The 19680-nt window shown below is 46.9% G+C and carries 19 protein-coding genes; 3 read left to right on the top strand and 16 right to left on the bottom strand.

Features of this window, described 5'->3' with window-relative positions; genetic code table 11:
* Positions 1 to 61 precede the first annotated feature (61 nt).
* The 4 genes from AC27IB_RS05160 to AC27IB_RS05145 form a co-directional block, all read right to left on the bottom strand.
* On the bottom strand, positions 62 to 2281 hold the full coding sequence (locus AC27IB_RS05160) for an ATP-binding protein (protein ID WP_487119387.1): 2220 nt from the start codon (positions 2279 to 2281) through the stop codon (positions 62 to 64).
* A 212-nt stretch (positions 2282 to 2493) separates the two neighbouring features.
* The gene (locus AC27IB_RS05155) at positions 2494 to 4764 is read right to left on the bottom strand and encodes a xanthine dehydrogenase family protein molybdopterin-binding subunit (protein WP_487119386.1); all 2271 of its coding nucleotides are present in this window, start codon (positions 4762 to 4764) and stop codon (positions 2494 to 2496) included.
* Between the two features lie 10 nt (positions 4765 to 4774).
* Positions 4775 to 5230 carry a (2Fe-2S)-binding protein gene (locus tag AC27IB_RS05150; RefSeq protein ID WP_487119385.1) on the bottom strand — a complete coding sequence of 152 codons (456 nt, stop codon included), beginning with the start codon at positions 5228 to 5230 and terminating at the stop codon, positions 4775 to 4777.
* A gap of 132 nt (positions 5231 to 5362) precedes the next feature.
* Entirely contained in the window at positions 5363 to 6274 is a 912-nt protein-coding gene (locus AC27IB_RS05145; protein ID WP_296044510.1) for a LysR family transcriptional regulator, read from the bottom strand.
* A 215-nt stretch (positions 6275 to 6489) separates the two neighbouring features.
* Between AC27IB_RS05145 and AC27IB_RS05140 the strand changes: the two genes are divergently transcribed.
* On the top strand, positions 6490 to 7011 hold the full coding sequence (locus tag AC27IB_RS05140) for a M48 metallopeptidase family protein (RefSeq protein ID WP_296044508.1): 522 nt from the start codon (positions 6490 to 6492) through the stop codon (positions 7009 to 7011).
* A gap of 8 nt (positions 7012 to 7019) precedes the next feature.
* Positions 7020 to 7370 carry a YacL family protein gene (locus AC27IB_RS05135; protein ID WP_487119383.1) on the top strand — a complete coding sequence of 117 codons (351 nt, stop codon included), beginning with the start codon at positions 7020 to 7022 and terminating at the stop codon, positions 7368 to 7370.
* Positions 7371 to 7636: 266 nt separating this feature from the next.
* Here AC27IB_RS05135 and AC27IB_RS05130 read toward each other — a convergent pair whose 3' ends face one another.
* On the bottom strand, positions 7637 to 8107 hold the full coding sequence (locus AC27IB_RS05130) for a hypothetical protein (RefSeq protein ID WP_487119381.1): 471 nt from the start codon (positions 8105 to 8107) through the stop codon (positions 7637 to 7639).
* 140 nt (positions 8108 to 8247) lie between these two features.
* Positions 8248 to 9174, bottom strand: coding sequence for a catechol 2,3-dioxygenase (locus tag AC27IB_RS05125; RefSeq protein WP_296044501.1), 927 nt, complete (start codon positions 9172 to 9174; stop codon positions 8248 to 8250).
* 450 nt (positions 9175 to 9624) lie between these two features.
* Here AC27IB_RS05125 and AC27IB_RS05120 point away from each other — a divergent pair, with 450 nt between their 5' ends.
* A complete protein-coding gene (locus AC27IB_RS05120; protein ID WP_487119379.1) occupies positions 9625 to 11091 on the top strand; it encodes an amidohydrolase family protein in 1467 nt (488 codons plus the stop codon).
* 14 nt (positions 11092 to 11105) lie between these two features.
* On the opposite strand, the gene AC27IB_RS05115 is transcribed toward AC27IB_RS05120, so the two are convergent.
* From AC27IB_RS05115 to AC27IB_RS05070, 10 genes are all read right to left on the bottom strand, one after another.
* Positions 11106 to 11885: an RMD1 family protein gene (locus tag AC27IB_RS05115; RefSeq protein ID WP_296044496.1), complete on the bottom strand. Its 780-nt coding sequence runs from the start codon at positions 11883 to 11885 to the stop codon at positions 11106 to 11108.
* 137 nt (positions 11886 to 12022) lie between these two features.
* A complete protein-coding gene (locus tag AC27IB_RS05110; protein ID WP_487119377.1) occupies positions 12023 to 12616 on the bottom strand; it encodes a diguanylate cyclase domain-containing protein in 594 nt (197 codons plus the stop codon).
* A 54-nt stretch (positions 12617 to 12670) separates the two neighbouring features.
* Positions 12671 to 12850, bottom strand: coding sequence for a PAS domain-containing protein (locus tag AC27IB_RS05105; protein ID WP_487119527.1), 180 nt, complete (start codon positions 12848 to 12850; stop codon positions 12671 to 12673).
* A gap of 24 nt (positions 12851 to 12874) precedes the next feature.
* A complete protein-coding gene (locus AC27IB_RS05100) occupies positions 12875 to 13555 on the bottom strand; it encodes a PAS domain-containing protein (protein ID WP_487119375.1) in 681 nt (226 codons plus the stop codon).
* Between the two features lie 314 nt (positions 13556 to 13869).
* Positions 13870 to 14007 carry a hypothetical protein gene (locus AC27IB_RS05095; protein WP_487119373.1) on the bottom strand — a complete coding sequence of 46 codons (138 nt, stop codon included), beginning with the start codon at positions 14005 to 14007 and terminating at the stop codon, positions 13870 to 13872.
* Between the two features lie 422 nt (positions 14008 to 14429).
* Positions 14430 to 15413, bottom strand: a complete 984-nt coding sequence (acuI, locus tag AC27IB_RS05090; protein WP_296044491.1) for an acrylyl-CoA reductase (NADPH) — start codon at positions 15411 to 15413, stop codon at positions 14430 to 14432.
* Positions 15414 to 15427: 14 nt separating this feature from the next.
* Positions 15428 to 16054 (bottom strand): acrylate utilization transcriptional regulator AcuR, encoded by a 627-nt coding sequence (gene acuR, locus AC27IB_RS05085; protein WP_296044489.1) that lies wholly within the window; start codon positions 16052 to 16054, stop codon positions 15428 to 15430.
* A 104-nt stretch (positions 16055 to 16158) separates the two neighbouring features.
* A complete protein-coding gene (locus tag AC27IB_RS05080) occupies positions 16159 to 16893 on the bottom strand; it encodes a substrate-binding periplasmic protein (protein WP_296044487.1) in 735 nt (244 codons plus the stop codon).
* A gap of 314 nt (positions 16894 to 17207) precedes the next feature.
* Positions 17208 to 18128, bottom strand: a complete 921-nt coding sequence (locus tag AC27IB_RS05075) for an alpha-E domain-containing protein (RefSeq protein ID WP_296044485.1) — start codon at positions 18126 to 18128, stop codon at positions 17208 to 17210.
* Between the two features lie 2 nt (positions 18129 to 18130).
* Positions 18131 to 19585 (bottom strand): circularly permuted type 2 ATP-grasp protein, encoded by a 1455-nt coding sequence (locus AC27IB_RS05070; protein ID WP_296044483.1) that lies wholly within the window; start codon positions 19583 to 19585, stop codon positions 18131 to 18133.
* Positions 19586 to 19680: the final 95 nt, after the last annotated feature.

Here is a 19680-nt window from a genome sequence, read left to right as displayed (position 1 = left end):
TGCGCTAGCTTATTGCTTGTTACGCAGATCAGTCGGTAAAAGGCCCACAATAACTAAAGAGTCAAACTTTCCGATTTGCACCGACTTCGGCCAAAGCGGCATATAAGCGGTTCATATCAATAGGTTTCCCGATATGCTTGTCAAACCCGAGTTGTAAAAACTCTTGTACCTCATCAGCCATTACATCTGCGGTCAGGGCGATAACGGGGAGATGCGGGAATAGCGTTTTAATTTCCTTACAAGCCTGAACACCATCCATGACAGGCATTTGAATATCCATTAAGACTATATCGTACGGGTCCTGCTTAGTGGTAACCGCATCAACTGCCCGTTTACCGTTATCGACAATGTCAAAGCTGGCGCGGGTTGACTCAAGCATCGATTCAACAATCGTCTGGTTAATCATATTATCTTCCGCTACCAGTATCCGCATACCGGTTAAATCAGGCGCTTCAAGACGTTCTGGTTCGCCAGCTGCTACGGCCAACGCGGCTGTAGGTAGAGGTAATTCAACGGTCACCCGGGTGCCCTGGCCTTCTTTACTAACGAGGCTTAACTGGCCGTGCATCATGGCCACCAGGCTCTGGGTAATCGACATACCCAGGCCGGTACCACCAAATTTTCGGGTGCTGGACGTGTCTGCCTGGGAAAAACGCTCAAATATTTTACTTTGCATTGCCTTATTCATACCGATTCCGGTGTCGGTAACTTCTATTACTACCTGCTCTTGCTCAGCGCCAGTTTGCGAGGTACTTAACCGAATAGTTACCGAGCCTGACTCGGTAAATTTCACCGCATTTGACACCAGATTAATGATAATTTGTTTAACCCGCACTGAATCACCCAGCCAGCCATCCCTGAAGGATTTATCAACGTCCACAGTCAGGTGAAGCCCCTTACTTTCAGCCAGTATCATTAAATCGGCTACAGCGGATTCGGTGATTTCCAACAGAGAAAAAGGTTGTTCTGCCAGCTCAAGTTTATTGGCTTCTATTTTTGAGTAATCGAGGATGTCATTAATAATGATCAACAGGTTTCTGGCGGAAAATAACGCTTTATTCACCTGCGCTTTGGTTTGCATCCCAAGATCTGAACGCTCAAGCAACTGCAATGTACCCAGCACACCATTCATAGGTGTCCGAATTTCGTGGCTCATATTGGCCAAAAACTCACTTTTTGAACGGTTTGCGCTATCGGCTGCGGCCAAGGCGTTTGCCATATTTTTATTGTGTAAATGAGCGCGGTATAACATATAAACCGTCATAACAATGATAATGACCAGAAAAAAGCTGATAATAAAGAGCACCATCTCCAGGGTATAAACGGAAGGCGTTTGGTTAACCACTTCGGCATTGGGGGGCAAGGAGGCTGAGTCGATGCCCCATTGTTCCAGTTGTTGCGCGTTAAATTGCAGGCTTACTACATTATTGGTATCAGCAGCCAGGGTCTGCCCTCTTGCCAGGGCTACCGCAATGTCGGCAATTTTTTCCGGCACAACTACCGCACCGCCGGCGTAGCGGTTAACATTGTGGGCAAAGATGGTAAAAATCGGGTGTTTATTCTGCGAGGTTAACCAGTTGTGCACAGCTTCCCAGCTTCGCTCGTGATACTTGTAATTAATGTAGATAATCGGCGTACCGGCTTTGCTTTTGTTCAACGCGTTGAGTGTTTTTTGGGGAGATTGTACAGGGTTAAAGTAGTTCACCCGGATACCCGCGGGCACCTTCGATAAAAAGTTTTGCACTAACCCGTCATCCTGTTCCAAACCAAGAGAACCATGGATAAACAAAATGTCGTCAGTATCAGGAAACGCGGTCAGGATCTGTGCATAAGATAATTCAGGTTCATAATCAGAACGCACGAGCGTGCCCGATTTGGGTTGCCAGTCGATGTGCAAAAAGAAGCGTTGGGCAGCCGGTAGTAATGATGGATTTGTATCAATAAACACACTGGCGTGGCGTCCGATAGCCACAAGTCGGGAAAAGTTAACCTTACCTTTTTCCTGAATTAAGTTGCGTAACTGATATTCGAAATTATCCCGTATCGTTTGCCGGATGTCTGTGTCAAAGTCTTCAACAGTATCAGCATAGTAAGCGGGAACCGTTAACACCAGAACATTTTCCAATTCGGAAACCTGGGTCATTAACCGGTACATCATTTTAACTTCAAAGTCAGACTCGTTAAACGAGTTCACCAGAATAATACTGTAATCATCGTTTTCAGAGGCAACGCTGCAGGCAGAAGTAACCAGTAATAACAAAATAAACAGCCGCAACATCATAATACGTAATCACTCAGTGATGATTTAAGCCATACCTAGACGGTAAGTGGCACTTTGTAATAGGTTAGCCAATTTTAACGCTATTGTTAATTTAATTTAACAACTGAATTTTACTTCGATACCGGGCCCTCAGTTCTGTTCTTTCCAATCACCGCTGAGCGAAAATAGCGTTCATCTGCAAGCCGGGAAAAGCTTATCTCCCGGCTTACGATTCAGGACTTTTGCAACTGGTGAATAAATGGTTGCTCGTAAAAGCGTTGTCCTGTTTGTTTATACAATGCATTGGCTAATGAGGCAAACATGGGCGGGAAGGGCGGCTCTCCTAAACCTGTAGGATCTACGCTACTCTTAACGAAACTCACATCAATAGCAGAAGGTGCTTCATCCATGCGTATCATCCGATACTGATTAAAATTTTGCTTATCTGGCTGGCCATCCGTAAAGGTCATTTCGCCAAACATGGCATTACCAATAGCATCTACAACGGCCCCCTGCACCATATTAGCGGCCGCTATTGGGTTAACTACAACGCCACAGTCAATTGCGCTATAGACTTTATCCGCTTGTGGCAGGCCTCTCTTTACTCTGGTGGTTACCACGTGGGCCGCATAAGAGTTATGACAGTAGTAAGCAGCAACGCCTTTGCTGGTATTTTCTGGCATAGTATCCCAGCCTGACTTTTGTCTAACCAGTTTAAGTACCCCGGCGTATCTTTCGGCATCATAATCATATTTATCACCCACCGGGTTGTTCTTAGCCCGACTAAAAAGTGCAAGCCTGAAATCTATAGGGTCCTGCCCTGCCAGCTCAGCTACTTCATCTAAAAATGCCTGTTCTGAAGCGCCCATAAAATTAGACCGGGGAGCCCTGAACGCGCCGGTAGTAATATTCGAATCAATGGCACCACCCCTTGCCAAATAATGCTCGACCGCGCCGGCAGGGAAACGGTCTCCGTGTACAGCGTGTTCCGGCACGCCCACGCCATCTACCTGATAAGCTATAAGTTCATTAGTGGCATTCAAAGCGGCTTTGAATCGCACCATATAGGTGGGGCGATAAATACCATTAGTCATGTCATCTTCGCGGGTGTACATCAACTTTACCGGGCGCTTCACGTGAGCGGAAATTGCTGCCGCTTCTACCAGATAATGTGAGTAGGCGCGTCTACCGAAACCGCCCCCCATACGCGTGACTTCAATACGAACCTTATCCTGTGAAACGCCGATACGCTCAGCTACCCAGGGACTAATCATTGCCGGGGCTTGCAGTGGGCCCGCAACGTGAACACCTTCATTGGTCACATTGGCAAAAAAGTTCATCGGCTCCATGGTATTGTGAGCAAGGTACGGGGCAAAAAAGGTTCGCTCGATGATCTTATCGGCTGTAGAAAACGCCTTATCCGGATCGCCGTCCTGACGTAAAACGGGTAAATCGGAGTTGAGTAAAGCTTCCATCTGCTTACGGTGCCCTGCACTGTTTTCAAGATCACCAGGCACGGTAATTTCAGTCAGTGTTCCAAATCGATTGAGTTTTTCAGTATGGGTTTCTATGCCTTCCCAGTTGGCTTTAACAGCACGCTTGGCCTTAATAACTGCCCAGGTTTTTTCGCCTACAATAGCGACCATTCGGGTGAATGCACTCGTATCGAAGTAGCTTTTAACATAATCAGGGGTGGTTGACTCAACCATAAAGGCATCCACAATGCCTGGCATATTTTTAATTGGGGTCAGATCAGCGTCGCTTAAAGTTTTACCGAATGCCGGCGCATGAACAATACCAGCAATCAGCATCCCTTCACTGGTGTAATCAATACCAAACAAAGGCTTCCCGGTTACAATGTTCTGACCTTCAAGGTTAGTTTGTGACTGTCCGATTATGTTGAAATCCCGATTTGCTTTAAGCACAATACTTTGTGGTAACTGCATTAACGCCGCATCGGCTGCCAATTCACCAAAGGTTGCACTATTTCCTGTTGCCGCATGAGACACTACACTATTTTTTACCGTGAGTTGTGCAGTAGATACCTGCCATCTTGCTGCTGCCGCCATGATTAAAAGTTGCTTAGCACTGGCACCAGCCATTCTCAGGCTTTGCCACCCTCGCCTTATGGATTGACTTCCTCCGGTAAATTGCCGCTCAAAATCAGCGGGCTCGTATTCGGCCTGTTTAGCGTTGATTTGCGACCAGTTTGCATCCATTTCTTCTGCAAGGATCATGGGCATCGACGTCATCACGTTCTGGCCAAATTCCGGGTTGGGTACCATCGCAGTAATTTCGCCGTCAGTGGCAACATACAAATAAGCATTGAGCCTGAAGGGTGAAGAATCTTTGTTAGGAGACAACGCAGACGCAGTTCCCAACCAACTGAAATTCACCATCAGTCCACCAGTGCTGGCTACTGTTGCTTTTAAAAACTGCCGGCGACCGTGCGATGTTACAAATTCGCGTGCTACAGACTCAGCTGAAATGTCTTTCGTTGTCATATATTTCCCCTCAGGCTTTGGCTGCGGTTTTGATGGCGTTTTTGATACGAACATAAGTACCACAGCGACAGATATTGCCTTTCATCGCTTCCTCAATGGTGGCATCATCCGGGGCAGGATTTTTGTTTAACAACGCTGCAGCGTTCATTATCTGGCCAGTCTGACAATAACCACATTGCGCCACATCCTGTTCTACCCAGGCTTTTTGCAGTGGGTGGTCGCCGTTTTCTGATAATCCTTCTATGGTGGTCACTTCGTTACTTCCGATCGCAGACACTGGCATCGAACACGAACGAATTGCATTGCCATTCAGGTGAACGGTGCAGGCACCGCACATTGCAATACCGCAACCAAACTTTGTACCTGGCATCGCTAAATCATCACGGAGCACCCACAATAATGGGGTATCAGGCTCTGCATCCACCTGATGTGTTTTACCGTTTACTTTCAGTTTATAGGTTGGCATTACATTCTCCTGTCTTAGGTGCTTTATTGTATGTCTCTGACCGATCTGTGTGATGCTGCAATTAACCCTTTGCCTTCTTACTATGAGGGTAGATTATATACGGCACTATGCGACTCTTAATTTCCGCAACTTTCAATTCTTATTTTCTTTTGAATTCAGGCTATCGCGCATGGCGTCGACAAACAACGAAAAGGCCGGCGAAAACTGACTACGATTGGGGAAATAAAGGTAATAACCGGGGAATTCATCGCACCAGGAACCCAGTGCCCTTTGTAATTTGCCCGCGGAAATATCTTCCACAACCATATCCTCGGGGACATAAGCAATACCCACACCCTCGAGAACAGCCTCGCGAATAAAACTGGCTTTATTGACTGTAAACTGTCCCTTAACTCTAACATTCACTTCATGACCGTCTTTCGCAAAATCCCATACCAATAGCCGTCCGTAAGTAGGCAAGCGAAAGTTGATGCATTGATGTTCTGCAAGATCACGCGGTTCCTTCGGAATGCCATACTCTTTAAAGTAATCTGGAGTGGCGACCACGGCCATTCGTAAAGGCGGCGATATACTTACCGCTATCATGTCTTTATCAACGCTTTCGCCGAGCCTTACCCCGGCATCATATTTTTCTGCCACAATATCGGCTAGTGCATTGTCCACGTTCATTTCGATATGGATGTCGGGATAACGCTGCATGAAATCCAATATACGCGGCCACAGTACCGCGCGTGCAGCATGTTCCGCAGTAGAAATTCGAATAGTACCAGCAGGCTTTTCTTTTAGTGCATTCAGGGAGTCAAGCTCATACTCAATTTCCTGCATGCGCGGTGCTATGGAAGAATAAAGTTTACGGCCAATTTCAGTTAACGAAACGCTACGGGTGGTGCGAGTCAGCAACCGTAATCCTAATCTGTCTTCAAGACCTTTTATAGTGTGACTGAGCGCAGATTGTGATATCGAGAGGCGTGCTGCCGCTCGGGTAAAACTTTCTTCTTCCGCAACGGCTATAAAAGCAATAAGATCGTTTAGCTTGGTTTTCATTGTTATTGTGACCTGATATTTACTAAGGGTGTTGACGCATCGCACCTTTCAGCACAGTTTACCCCTTGTCCCCGGCAATGATTAGCCATAGAAATCGGTATGAGCTTATGAATATTTTAGATTAATTAATCGACTGAGCTCATTAATAATCTTAATAATTCCCTGTTCGCAATGTGTATAATAGAGCCCGTCTTACCAGCAATAAAGAATCATCAATGGCCACTCCCCTTACCTACCTGTCTCATTATCCGCAACATTTGCAAGATCAGGTTACGCAACTATCGGACGCTAATAAGCTAGGAGACTGGCTGCGTGCACGTTATCCCCGGATTCATAAAATAAATAACGATAAAGCGTTACGTGATTATGCGATGACCATCAAAAATCAGTACATGAAGAAAACGCAGCCATTAAGTAAGGTGGTTTACGACAATAAGATCCACATTGTTAACCATGCGCTGGGCCTGCATTCCTATGTCTCGCGGGTTCAGGGCGGCAAGCTGAAAAGTAAAAATGAGCTGAGGGTGAGCGAGCTATTTAAAACTACCCCGGAAGCCTTTTTAAATATGATTGTTGTGCATGAGCTCGCTCACCTGAAAGAAAAAGAACACAATAAAGCGTTCTATCAGCTGTGCCGACACATGTTGCCCGACTACCATCAAATTGAGTTTGACGTTCGCGTGTACTTAACTGAGCTGGAAAATACCGGCCATGTTTTTGTACCAACCACTACCTGAGATAAACCATGGATTTTGAATTTTTAACCGATGTTACCGGCGAGCCGCTGGCCAAATGCGATGTGGAAAGTGAATATTTTGGCGACTGGTTAAGCCATGATATTGGCGCAGACACTGTAGCCGTTACTACTTTACTGGCAGCGATTGAAAAGCTGCTCGCCAGACAACAAATGGAATTTGACTACACTGGTAAAATTTATCACCTGAACATTGCCGACGACGAAGTAGAACTGTTCCTGAATAACACCGAACTCAATCACAATGAGTTCGACGAAGATTTGGCTGAAGGCCCGGTCTCAGGCTGTGGCCTAATGGACTTTGCTAATCTACTTGAAAACTGGCTGGCGTTTATCCGCTAACGTCATATACAAGGTGTTCAAATTGTAGCAGTTTTTCTGTAGTTAAACGCATTCCTTACAAGTACAGTGATTAAACCTGTTTAGTGCAGCTACACATCTGGCTGTGTGAGCTGACGACAATGGATGATCCTTAATCTCTCATTGGTCTGATTGTAGTGGCAATTCAGGCGTAGACCTGGTGCAGGTTACTCGTAGCGGCGAGACGATTGTGCAGCAAAACCTGGCCAGAAAGCACACCAATACCGCTTGTTGATATCAGGCTTTGGCTAACAACGTGAATAACGGTTAGCCCACAAAATACGGTTTATCATAGGGTCGTGCGTATTCTGCTGTTTGAGATACATAGCCCCCAGCAAATAGGCTTCTAATTCCCCCTGGTTGGAACACTGCCATTGCTCAATGCTCTGGCTGTGCCACTGCACATGATGCACCAGTTCATGCAGCAAAATCTCCCTGAACCTGGGGTTTTCCGTCGGGTTAGCGAAACGGTTTGCGCTGTTTACTGCCGTAGGACTCAGAATATAAATGGTCCCATGTGGACCGTCCTCAAACGCATAGAGTGCTTTAAGTCGTTCATCAACACCAGCTCCTGGCGCTCGGTTAGCCACGCCACTGTAATATTCCTGAGTTAATTCCTCACGGGTCATCACAACCACCCTCGGGTGTGGCAATGCCTGCGTACTATAATGGGTATGCATATCAATCCAGCTTAAGAGTGTTGTGATAAGCAACTCCATTTATGCCCCCCAAGAGTGTTGCTGCTATTTATTACGCTTCAGCCGCCTAAACAGTGCAATTATTCTGGCTCGGAACACAAAAAGCCGGCTATCAATGATAAGCCGGCGTGTGAATGTGGTTGGATAACATTCAAAATAGATTAGGTATAAACCGCCAGGAAGCTCTCGGGTACATGCAGAGACTGTGAAAACGCGGCATGGTCAAGTTCGTCCATGGTCCAGGTTAACAGCGGCATATCCGGATAATAGGTATATCCGTCGCAGAACACTTCGTTACGGTTACCGGAAGGATCGAAGTAATACACCGTTTTTACCTGCGTCACACCATGGCGGTCGTTCATTTCGACCGGAATTTCATATTTGCCAATCAGATCTGCAGCACGAATGTGATCCTGAGGGTTTTCCAGTCGGAAAGAAACATGGTGGATTAACCCAGGATTGGGATTAACACCAAATGCGATGTCGTGGGCGCGGCTTGAACAGCTGACGAAAAATAACACCGTGTTACCCTCGCCATCAATAACCCTTTCTGTATAGCTAAACTCGAAGACTTCGGTAAACAGCTTAAGGTTTTGGTCAGCATCAGGCCCCACAATAAACACGTGATCCAGTGCATTAATACGAAACCCCCGGCATACCTCGTCATCGGGGATCACATCAGGATTAAACGTGCCCAGCGAGTTACCCACCTGTTCCTTCTCGGCAAACAGATGCATTTCATGCCCCGTGGGTAAAATAAACTTTAATCGTTGACCGCTCTTGGGATACACGCCGGCTTCAACACGCTCTACTTCAATGCCAAAGTCGATAATTTTCTTTTCCAAATCTGCCAGCGTTGCATCGTCATACACTTTAAAGGCAATGTGGTCCAGACCGGCACAGTCGGCTTCCCGCAGCACCAGGCTGTGATGATCATGTTCTGCCCAGGCCTTGAAATAAACTAAACCGTTATCATCGGTCATCATCTCGTGTAAGCCCATACGGCTTCCGTAATGTTGTTTGGACTCGGCCATATCCAAAACCCGCATTTGCACTTCAGCAAGTCTTAACACACCGCGCATTGACATATTTACCACCTTGTATTTGTTACATTTTTTTATGGCAACGAAGAAAGTTAGTCACGAATTGTTAAATTTATTGTGTTACTGATTACACAGAAACACTGCGACGTAAAACCTGGCAACTAACTGTATGTGGTTGTTCTGCTTTAACTTAGGCGATACCGTAGCGCAAAAACAGGCGTATCAGCGGGTTAAACATGCCCTACCATTGCAAAGCCATAAGTTAACATTGTGTAAACTTACACGGGCTTGGTTTGCCTGGGAAATACCTTTTACTCGCAGCTTGTATACCCTGAAGGTATATTCCCTTTTATTAGTATGGTTTTTGGGTATGAACAAACAAACCGTAGTGTCGTCCCGGGTGGCCAGTGTACGTTTGCTTACAGAATTCCACTTGTACGTCAGTCTTTGAATTATAAACTGAGCGGAATCACTTCTTGCAAGGAAATGCTAAAAATGAAAGCTAAACTGGTGATGCTGATCACGGCCCTATTCTGCCAAAGTGTGGCAACGGCAAGTGAGCTGATCCTGGAAAATTTCACGGTGGTGTCGGGCCATCTTACCGAACAGCAAGAAAATACCCAGATCCGCATAGTGGACGGAACCATTACCGAGGTCACTACGGAACCCATGCAGCCGCTGACTGCGCATGCCAAATTGATCAACGGTCAGGGAAAATTCCTTACGCCGGGTATTATGGACAGCCATGTCCATGTCGGTAGCATTCCTGGCATTGGCTTTTTAGATAGCCCTAATGCCGTAAAACATGCCGCCGTCGTGGAAGAGTACCTTCGCCAGTTGCCAAGAAGTCTGCTGTATTTCGGTATCACCGAGGTGCTTAATTTAGGTGGAAGCGATGGGAAGAAGCACTTCACAGCGGCCCGTGAGCACCCGGATTACTATACCTGCCAGCCCATTCCCGTTATTGGCGGCTACCCTCACCTGTCTGCCGGCTATACCCTGCGCCATGCCAGATACTTTATTATTGAAGATCCGACTCAGCTATCGTTGCCAGAATATATCGACCCAGCCTTGCACACCCCGGAAGCGGTAGTGGCCGCCATAGCAAAGACAGGCGCACGTTGCGTAAAGATCTATATAGAGGATGGCTTTGGCGCGGCATCAGACTGGCCGCTACTTAGCAGTACCAGCTTACAGCGAATTCGTCAGGCGGCAGATAAGGCTGATCTTCAGGTCTGGGCCCATGCCAATGCACTCGATATGTACCACATTGCCTTAAATCATCATGTCGATGGTATTGCGCACGGGTTATGGAACTGGCAATGGAAGACTAACCCGGACAATCCGCCCGTAACAGACACTCTCGAGCAACTGATTGCCAGTGATACCGCCTATATGCCCACCATTCAGGTCATGTTGTCTTTGCAGGGCATGTACGATAAAGACACACTCGCCGATCCCCGCCGGGAAAAGGTGTTACCGGCAGCGCTGCTGAAGTGGTATTCAACTTACGAGGGGCAATGGTTTAAGCGGGAAATCAGTAAAGATTTTGGCGATTTGCCCGACGCCAAAGTGCATGAACTCAGCGGCTATGGTGTTGGCCGGGCGAAACAAGCCGCGGCTTACCTTGCTTCCAAGGGACATCCGTTGCTGGTGGCTTCAGACTACCCTTCAAGCCCGTCTTTTGCTGCCGCCCCGGGTTTATCCACATTTTATGAAATGCAACAATTGGCCGATGCAGGGATCAGCGCCGAACAAATCTTTGCTGCCGCGACAATTAATGGTCCGCGGCAATTTGGTCTGGATAAACTGTACGGCACGGTTGAGCCCGGTAAAATCGCTAACCTGCTCATCCTTACCCAGAACCCACAACAATCGGTGGCGAACTGGGAAAGTATCGAAACGGTGATCCTGCGTGGAAAACCGATTCAACGGTCTGCATTGGCGGTTCCCCTGCCATAGGGAACCGTTTTAAATCAGAACAGCGAAAGCAGCCCTTCAGCGCCCACCATAACAATTTCAAACGCAATCAGAATAATAATGATCCACTCTAAAAAAGACGAATGTTTATGCTTCAATTCGTCTGCCAGCATATCGAAGAGTTCATGGATTACGTTGAGTTTATTCGACAATAACTCCACGCGAGGACGAATATCCAGGTATTTAGCTGCGCTGTTATAAGCCACTTCGTAAACCGGGTACTCCCAGAAAAATTCAGGCGTATCCAGCAGGTTGTAATGCAGGAAGATATCACTCTTAGTGCTGAATAAATGCCCACGGATACTGGCAATTTGACGTCGCCCCAGCTTTATCGAACCGGTTTCAGCCAGTACCTTGGGTAAATGACTGTATTCCGCGATGGTCAGCTGAGCTCTGAGTTCATAATCATTAAGCTTAATAGATTGTGCCAGCGCATGGCTGATAGACAGGCGCAATAGAGGATCGTCGCTGGAGAGCGATATATGGTCTTTTTGTAGTTTGACCTCGCTACCGCCCACCGTAAAACGAAAATGTTCCTGATGTTCGCCAGCCAGCAGTTCGCTTTGAATTTTCAGTCGGTGTAGCAGAGAAAGACGTTCGTCCTCATCGATGCCCCAAAACACGATAACGCCGTAATCGAATACCCAGGCCTCTCCCCCGGGGAGTTCAATTAATGAAGCGTCCCGATAACGGGTACCTATATCAATAGCGTATTCTGAAGTAAGTTGACTTTCGGGTAGCGCATAAACCGACACTCGGTCGTTGGTAAAGTGCATGAATCCTGGATCCAGTGAATAAAAACGGGGCGATTATGCGCGTTATCCGCCAATCTACCTATTCTATTCAGAACGGAAAATATTCTTCGCCAGGATAAATAATTTTTATCAATACAAGGAAGCTGAAACTGAGCCTGCTAGTTCAGTTGGTTGTCGTCCGGGTCGTAAAATCTTAAGTTATTTTTACCGTGCCGCTTTACTTGATATAAAGCAGCATCCGCGTTTTCAATGAGTTCGTGTTGCTCGCTTCCGTGTGCAGGGAACAGCGAAATACCAATGCTCACACCCACATGTAAATGGTTGCCATTGACATGCATAGCGGTTTCGAAAGCGCGAATAATGCGGGTGGCGACATCTGTTATGGCCCCTTTATCCAGGGGTTTATAAAGTACGATGGCAAATTCGTCGCCCCCCAAACGTGCTATTAAATCAATCTCACGGCAGTTTTCCCGAAAAACCTGGGCAATCACATTCAGCAGTTTGTCTCCGGTTTGATGACCATAGGTATCGTTAACCGCTTTAAACATATCCAGATCGAGGATCATTACTCCCAGTAAGGCGCTGTCCCGTTTAGCCATATTGATAAATTTGTCAAAGGTCGCATAAAACTGGTTTCGGTTTGCCAGTCCGGTGAGCTGGTCGGTCATGGCCAGCTGTTTTATTTTTTCCTGGGCAAGTTTGCGTTCGGTGATGTCCTGGACAATGCCATGAGACTGCACAACATTCCCCATGACATCGCGATCGTGAACACATTTCTCGTGGACCCATCGAACCTCACCGTTATCCTATCGGGTAATGCGATGTTCAACATCAAAAGGCGTATTGTTTGTTTTAGACAGCTCAAACTGTTGCAGCACATAGTCCCTGTCATCCGGGTGGATCACCGTAATAAAGAGCTCTTTGCTGGTAGATCGCACGGTGTCCGGTAAACCACAAATGTGATAGATTTCATTCGACCAGACCAGCTTTTCATTGGTTTGGTTCCAGTTCTAACTACCAATATGGCCCACTCGCTGTGCCTGGGTGAGAGCTTCTTCCGTGCGCTTCTGAGCGGTAATGTCTGTTCGTATTGCAATATACTGATTAGGTTTTTGCTGTTCATCCAAAACGGGCACTATGGTGGCGTTTACCCAGTAAAAGGTACCATTTTTAGCGCGATTTTTAATATCGCCGTGCCACACCTTGCCACTGGAAATCGTTGCCCACAGCGCTACGAAGAATGCCCGGTCATGATAGCCGGAGCTCACAATTCGATGGTTCTGACCGAGCAGTTCGTCACGATTAAAGCCGCTGATTTGACAAAATTTATCGTTAACATAAACGATGTCACCGCGTTTATCCGCAATACTCACAATGGCATGTTCATCGAGTGTTTTTTTCTGTAATGCGAGGTCTTTATTCAACTGGGTTAACTGACACCGGATCCGGTCTTCGTCGGCGCGCACTTTTTGCAGGTTCTGTTCATAAGGCTGAATCACTGCAAAATAAATCACCGGTGTTGAAAATAACGTCAGTAACGCAATATCGACCAGCACATTTTGCCAGGGTGATAAGTCCGTCCTGAGTAAGTGCAACCCTATCATTATCACTGTCTCAACCACTAGCACGATTGACAGGATTTTGATGAACAGCCTGGTGGTAACTTTTTGATTAACGATTTGCTTTGACACCCTTAAACGACCTGACCTCTTCAGATATAACACTGCTGATAAACTTGTCTGAAGCCGGCAACCATCCACTGTTTTTTTTAAACTAAAGTCACCGAACCCTGATTAGGGCATTTTGTGAGTATAGCGCAAAATTAATCCGCACAATTCTCTCGTATTTGGCAATTAGTCGTAGTCTGTCGATACCAAAGGCGTACTTAAACGTGCCATAACTGGCTTGTTCAGTAATGAAGACCGTCTGAAATTTAATCGCTACCTAAGCCGGTTAGATTAATGGCCTTAGGCTGTTTATTAAAAGCCTGCTTTGGAATACCTTATTATTGCAGAATATGAAAGACGGTAAAGGCTAACCCGTTATGCATTGAAGTCACCGGCCAGCAAATACTCAGGTAGCCATGCCTGTATACCGCCAGTAATTCCCGTTTCATACCGCTCATCATAGCCAGCATCAGCATGAAACAATCGTTTCACTGATAATAAAGCCCACTAATCACTCGTCACAGATATTCGCTCTGCTGAGTGCCTGGGACCTAAAAAATGACCATAATTGCAGAAAAAAGAGTTACGCGTAACGTTTTCAGGTGATTTTATCGTCTTATTTTCACAAGATAGCGTGCTTTGAAGTGGCGTTGCCCAGAGTAAGCTAAGTCCTAGTTGCCGATTGGACGAGCAGATCAAGCGGGAAATAACAGCGCTTAATTCACAACGAATAGTCTGCGCGGGGTTAAACAACCCTGAGTGGCAAGGTGGGTATTCATCTGGAATAAATTAGCAGGAAAAATACGCTTATTGTTTTGAAGTGAGGATAGCTTGCAAGCGGCTGCCTGAATGTTACGACGAAAAGCCCCTCTTAAATCAGAGGAGCTTTATGAGCAGATTACTGATTAACATCAACCACTATGCGACCCTGTACCTGGCCAGACAGAAATTGAGGAGCAATGTCCAGAGCTTCGGCTAAAGTAACCTCGCGGGTAATCGTCGCAAGGCTCGACTCAGGTAAATCCTGCATCACCCTGGCCCACGCTTTTTCACGAACAGCCAGTGTTTGAGTAACACTGTTTATGCCCATCAGCTTAACGCCACGTAATATAAATGGCGCAACAGTAGCCGGAAAGTCCATGCCCTGCGCCAAACCACAAGCTGCTACAGCCCCCTCTGATTGAGTTGCCGCACACGCGTTGGCAAGGGTATGGCTGCCAACTGAATCGACGACCCCTGCCCAGCGCTCTTTGGCAAGAGGACGGCCTGGCTCGCTAAGGGAAGTCCTATCTATGACCTCTTTGGCTCCCAGTGCTTTTAACGTATCGGCCTGTTCGAGGCGGCCCGTAGAAGCAACCACGTGGTAACCAAGATTGGCCAGAATCGCAATAGCGGTAGTCCCTACTCCGCCATTTGCGCCGGTAACAAGAATCTCGCCTTTGTCGGGTGTGACGCCCTGTGACTCCAGCGCCATAACACATAACATGGCAGTGTACCCTGCGGTGCCTACTGCCATCGCGTGCCGGCTAGATAAACCATCAGGCATTTTTTGCACGAAGTCTGCATTGATCCGCGCTTTCTGAGCGAGACCGCCCCAGTACTGCTCGCCCAGCCCCCAGCCATTAACTAACACTTTATCACCGGGCTGAAATCTATCAGAACGACTTTCCACTACCGTGCCGGCTAAATCGATGCCTGCCACCATGGGAAATTGTCTGACTACCGGACTTTTACCGGTTATGCCCAACGCATCCTTAAAGTTCAGGGTACTGTATTCTACCGTAATCAGCACGTCTTCATCAGGCAATGCCGATTCATCTAGCTCGGTAATGTCTGCCGTGTAATCCTGGTCGTCTTTGTTGATGTAAATCGCTTTAAACATTGTGCCCTCCTGGGTTAACGTTTGACAGTAAGTTGATGGATAAATCCATCGGCAAATTTTTGCATGGGTGAACTGGATTGCATGACTTTAGCGGTAAGGATAGCGCCCTCCCAGCCAATCCAGAAAAACTCGGCCTGCTGTAAACAGTCAGTCTCTTCAGAGATAAGGCGAAGTACCTTTGCCTGCTCGAGGTTATGGGCCAGCATGGATGTCCAGTTTTTCAGGCATTGTGCCAACGGCACCTTAAATGACTCCGCCAATATCGGCATTTCCTGACCAAAATTGCCAATCAGGCAACCCCGGCTAAACCGGTACTTTTCCATGCCATCAATCGCTTCCTGCACAAATGTGCTGATACCAGCCAGCGGCTGGGTGGGACTAGAAGCCAAACAGCGTCTTAGCTTGGCGCAGAAATACTGGTCATACCGTTCTATCACCTGCAGGCCGAAGTCGTCTTTGTTTTTAAAGTAATGATAAAACGAGCCTTTAGGCACACCGACACGCTTGAGGATCATTTCGATGCCTACCGTGTTGAATCCGCGCTCAGTCAGTATGGCCATACCGGCCAGCAGTAAGGCTTCTTTGGTATCGTCAAAATTTCGGGCTGATTTTGGTGGCCTGCCCCGGCGATTCTGCTGCATAACATCTCGTTTTTAGACCGAACGTCTAGTTATTATAGACCGGTCGTCTATAAATGAAAGTTAAAATAGTGAATAAAAACCTATACCACTGATTATTAAGGCTTTTAATGTTGCAGCAAGAAGTGTTTATACTGCTTGAGGGTTTGCTTTGATTGAGGCGTTAGAATGGGGTTTGTCAGTGATATAATCTGTCTTCCCTCGAGGATTTTATGTGCCGATTTAGCAAACCGTTGCTGTTCATAAAGTGCGGTTAAACTGCCATCGGCCAGGGCAATATCCAGGCCTTTTTTCAGGCGTTTCGCGAAAGACGGCTTTTGTTTGTTAACAAAGAAATACGTAGGCGACGGATAGTAAAATGCCAGTTGCGGTTCAATAGCCAGTTGAGCTGAGTTACGGGCAGATAATTCATATTCTATTTCCATGACCGACCGAGGGAAAAAATCAGCCATTCCAGACTCGATTAATTTAAACATCATATTTAATGGGACTTCTTCAACCCGATAACCATTAAAGCGCATTATTTCGTTGTCGGGCCATCCTATTCCCTGTACCGATAATGCTTGTTTAAGTTGTGCCGGAGATTTACTACCAAATGCGTCCTGATTGTCGGGATGGACTACAAATACGCGATAGCCCAGCAATCCCCTGGCCAGCGGAAAGTAGACCGCCTGGTGTTGTGCTTCACGCTCTTTAGACGTTACCGCCCAGGTAATGTCAGTTGAGCCTTCTTTTACCTGACGCAGCAATCGGTCCTGATTGGCATTAAACGGATCAGCCTCGATTTTGATATCGATGCCACCAGGGTTAGCACTTATTAAGTGCCAGCTCGAGTACGTCAACGAAGTACGTGTGTGCTGTGTTATCTTCAAAAACCTGGGCAGGAACACGAACGGTTTGTTTGAGCCGCTGCTGACAAATAGCCTGGCTGGGCGTAAGCAGCCCTGCAACCAGAAGCACCCTGAAAGCACACCAAAAACAGTTGAAAAGGTTGTTAGTATTGAACACGATAAACCGCTACAGAAACCATCACTACACTAAGCCTAGTTAGCCCGCGGCAAAAAATACAGCTCAGAAAAAAATAACCTGGGGAATTCTGACCGGTGAAGAGCCGGGCTGGATTTAAAATTCCAGCCCGTCACCTTTTACTAAGAGATTAAAAATACTGAGCGTCAATGGCCTGATGGATTTTCACCACGCCAAACTGAATGTCATCGATGACTTTATGCAGGGTCTCCTGGGCGAGTTCGTGAGTATTGAGTTGTTGCAATTCCGCCGACAAAGCGCTGACCTGCTGGGATATACTCTCTGAGTGAGGTAATTCTTTCAGACACTTACCAATTTGCATCAGCCCGTGCTGCAACGAACGAGGAAATTGCTCATTGTTAACTAAGAATTCCAGTACGTCAGCCCGGTTAATTCTGATCCGCATTTCCTGCCGATACATCTGATATGCAGTTAAAGATTTTAATACCCCCATCCACTGAATATTCTCAAAGGCTGATTGTTCAGGGGACAAATCCGGTAATAATGATGCCGAACGTACATCAATAATACGCGATGTCATATCAGTCCGCTCCAAATGCCGACCCAGTCGCAGGAAAGCGTAGCCTTCTCCGCGCAGCATGGTGCCGCCAAGCAGCCCGGTAATGGTTTGATTAGCCACAATAATGCGGTGCAGACAATTAAACCTGTGACGTCGGGTTAACACACTCTGCCCATCGGCCTTAGCCGCGATATACAGATTATTAATTTGTTCCCAGGCTTCGGAAGGAATAATTTCGCGAATAATACGCGCATTTTCCCGTACAGCTGCCAAACAATTAATGATTGACCCGGGGTTGGCCGTATCAGTTACCATAAATTTGATGACGCTCTTCTCATCGGCCTCTTTATAGAGGTCATAGAACACATCACGAAACGATAACATATCGATAATGGGTTCCCAGCCGAGGGTTACATTGCGTGGTAAATCGAGTAAAAGGTGGGTGTTCACCTGAATTAAACGGGCGGTGTTTTCGGCGCGTTCCAGATAACGTTCCATCCAGTAAATATGATTTGCTACCCTAGATAACATCGTTAGTCGGCCTCCATGTCTACAATCCAGGTATCTTTACTACCGCCACCCTGAGAGGAGTTCACTACAGTAGAGCCTTTGCGCATCGCTACCCGAGTTAAGCCGCCGGTGGTCACGCTGATGTCATTACCGCTTAAGATAAACGGTCTCAGATCGAGGTGACGCGGTTCTGCTTTAGTGCCTATTAAGGTGGGCGCGGTGGATAACAACAACATGGGCTGCGCCACATAGTTACGCGGATCACGACGGATAAGGCGAACAAACTTCTCTCGCTCCGCTTTGGTCGCATGAGGTCCAATTAGCATGCCGTAACCGCCTGATTCGTTTGCTGGTTTAACCACCATTTTTTCGATATTGTCGATAACGTAATCGCGCTCTTCCTTATTGACACATTTATACGTGGGCACATTAGGTAATAAAGGCTCTTCGTCGAGGTAAAATTTAATAATTTCCGGCACGAACGCGTAGACAACTTTATCATCAGCCACCCCGGCTCCCGGCGCGTTTGCCAGTCCGACGTTACCGGCTTTCCAGGCGCGCATCAGGCCAGGTACGCCAAGCATAGAGTCCTCCAGGAAGGCTTCTGGATCGAGGAAGGCATCATCAATACGACGGTAAATTACATCTACCCGTGACAACCCATCCACGGTGCGCATATAGACAATGTCGTCATCATCAACCACTAAATCGCTTCCCACAACCAATTCTGCGCCCATTTGCTGAGCAAGGTAGGCGTGTTCGAAATACGCGGAGTTGTAGATGCCGGGAGTGAGTACGACCACCTCTGGTTGTTCTATCTCTCGCGGTGAAAGCTGACTAAGCATGTCATACAGCTGAGAGGGATAGTCATCTACCGGGAGGATATTATATTTCTCGAACATATCCGGGAAAACCCGTTTCATTACGTGGCGGTTTTCAAGCATGTAAGACACGCCGGAGGGGACGCGCAGGTTATCCTCGAGTACATAAACGGTGCCGTTATGATCGCGCACCAAATCTGAGCCACAAATGTGCGCCCATACGCCATGCTTTGGTTTGATTCCCATACACTCGGGCAGAAAGTTCTTTGAGGCTTCCAATAAACTTCTGGGCACGATCCCCGCTTCCAGGATCCGCTGTTCATTATACAAATCGTCAATAAACATATTCAGCGCTTTAACCCGCTGCTTGAGCCCTTTTTCTATTTGCTGCCACTCTTTTTTGTCGATAATGCGGGGAATAATGTCGAAGGGCCAGGCTCTGTCAATTGAGCCCTCTTCTTCGGTATACACAGTAAAGGTAATCCCCATTACATGGATAGCTGTGTTGGCGGCTGTTTTATATTCTTCTAATTCCTGGTCGGTGAGATTTCGCAGGTATTTACAAATTTCTTCTGCAGCAGGACGCGGTTTATTTGCAACGCGAATGAGTTCATCGTAAAACTCGCCTGCCCGATAATTTCCCCATCTTATTGCCATCTACAATCCCTAGAGCTTTTTTTCGGTATACGAAATACCATCTAAACGAGTTTTAGCCGAAATTGCAACGAAAATAATGACAAATTGATGACAAA

The sequence above is a fragment of the Alteromonas sp. 4NH20-0104 genome (assembly GCF_057547795.1).
The sequence above is the reverse complement of the archived record's forward strand: the minus strand, read 5'-3'. Positions and strand labels throughout refer to the sequence as shown.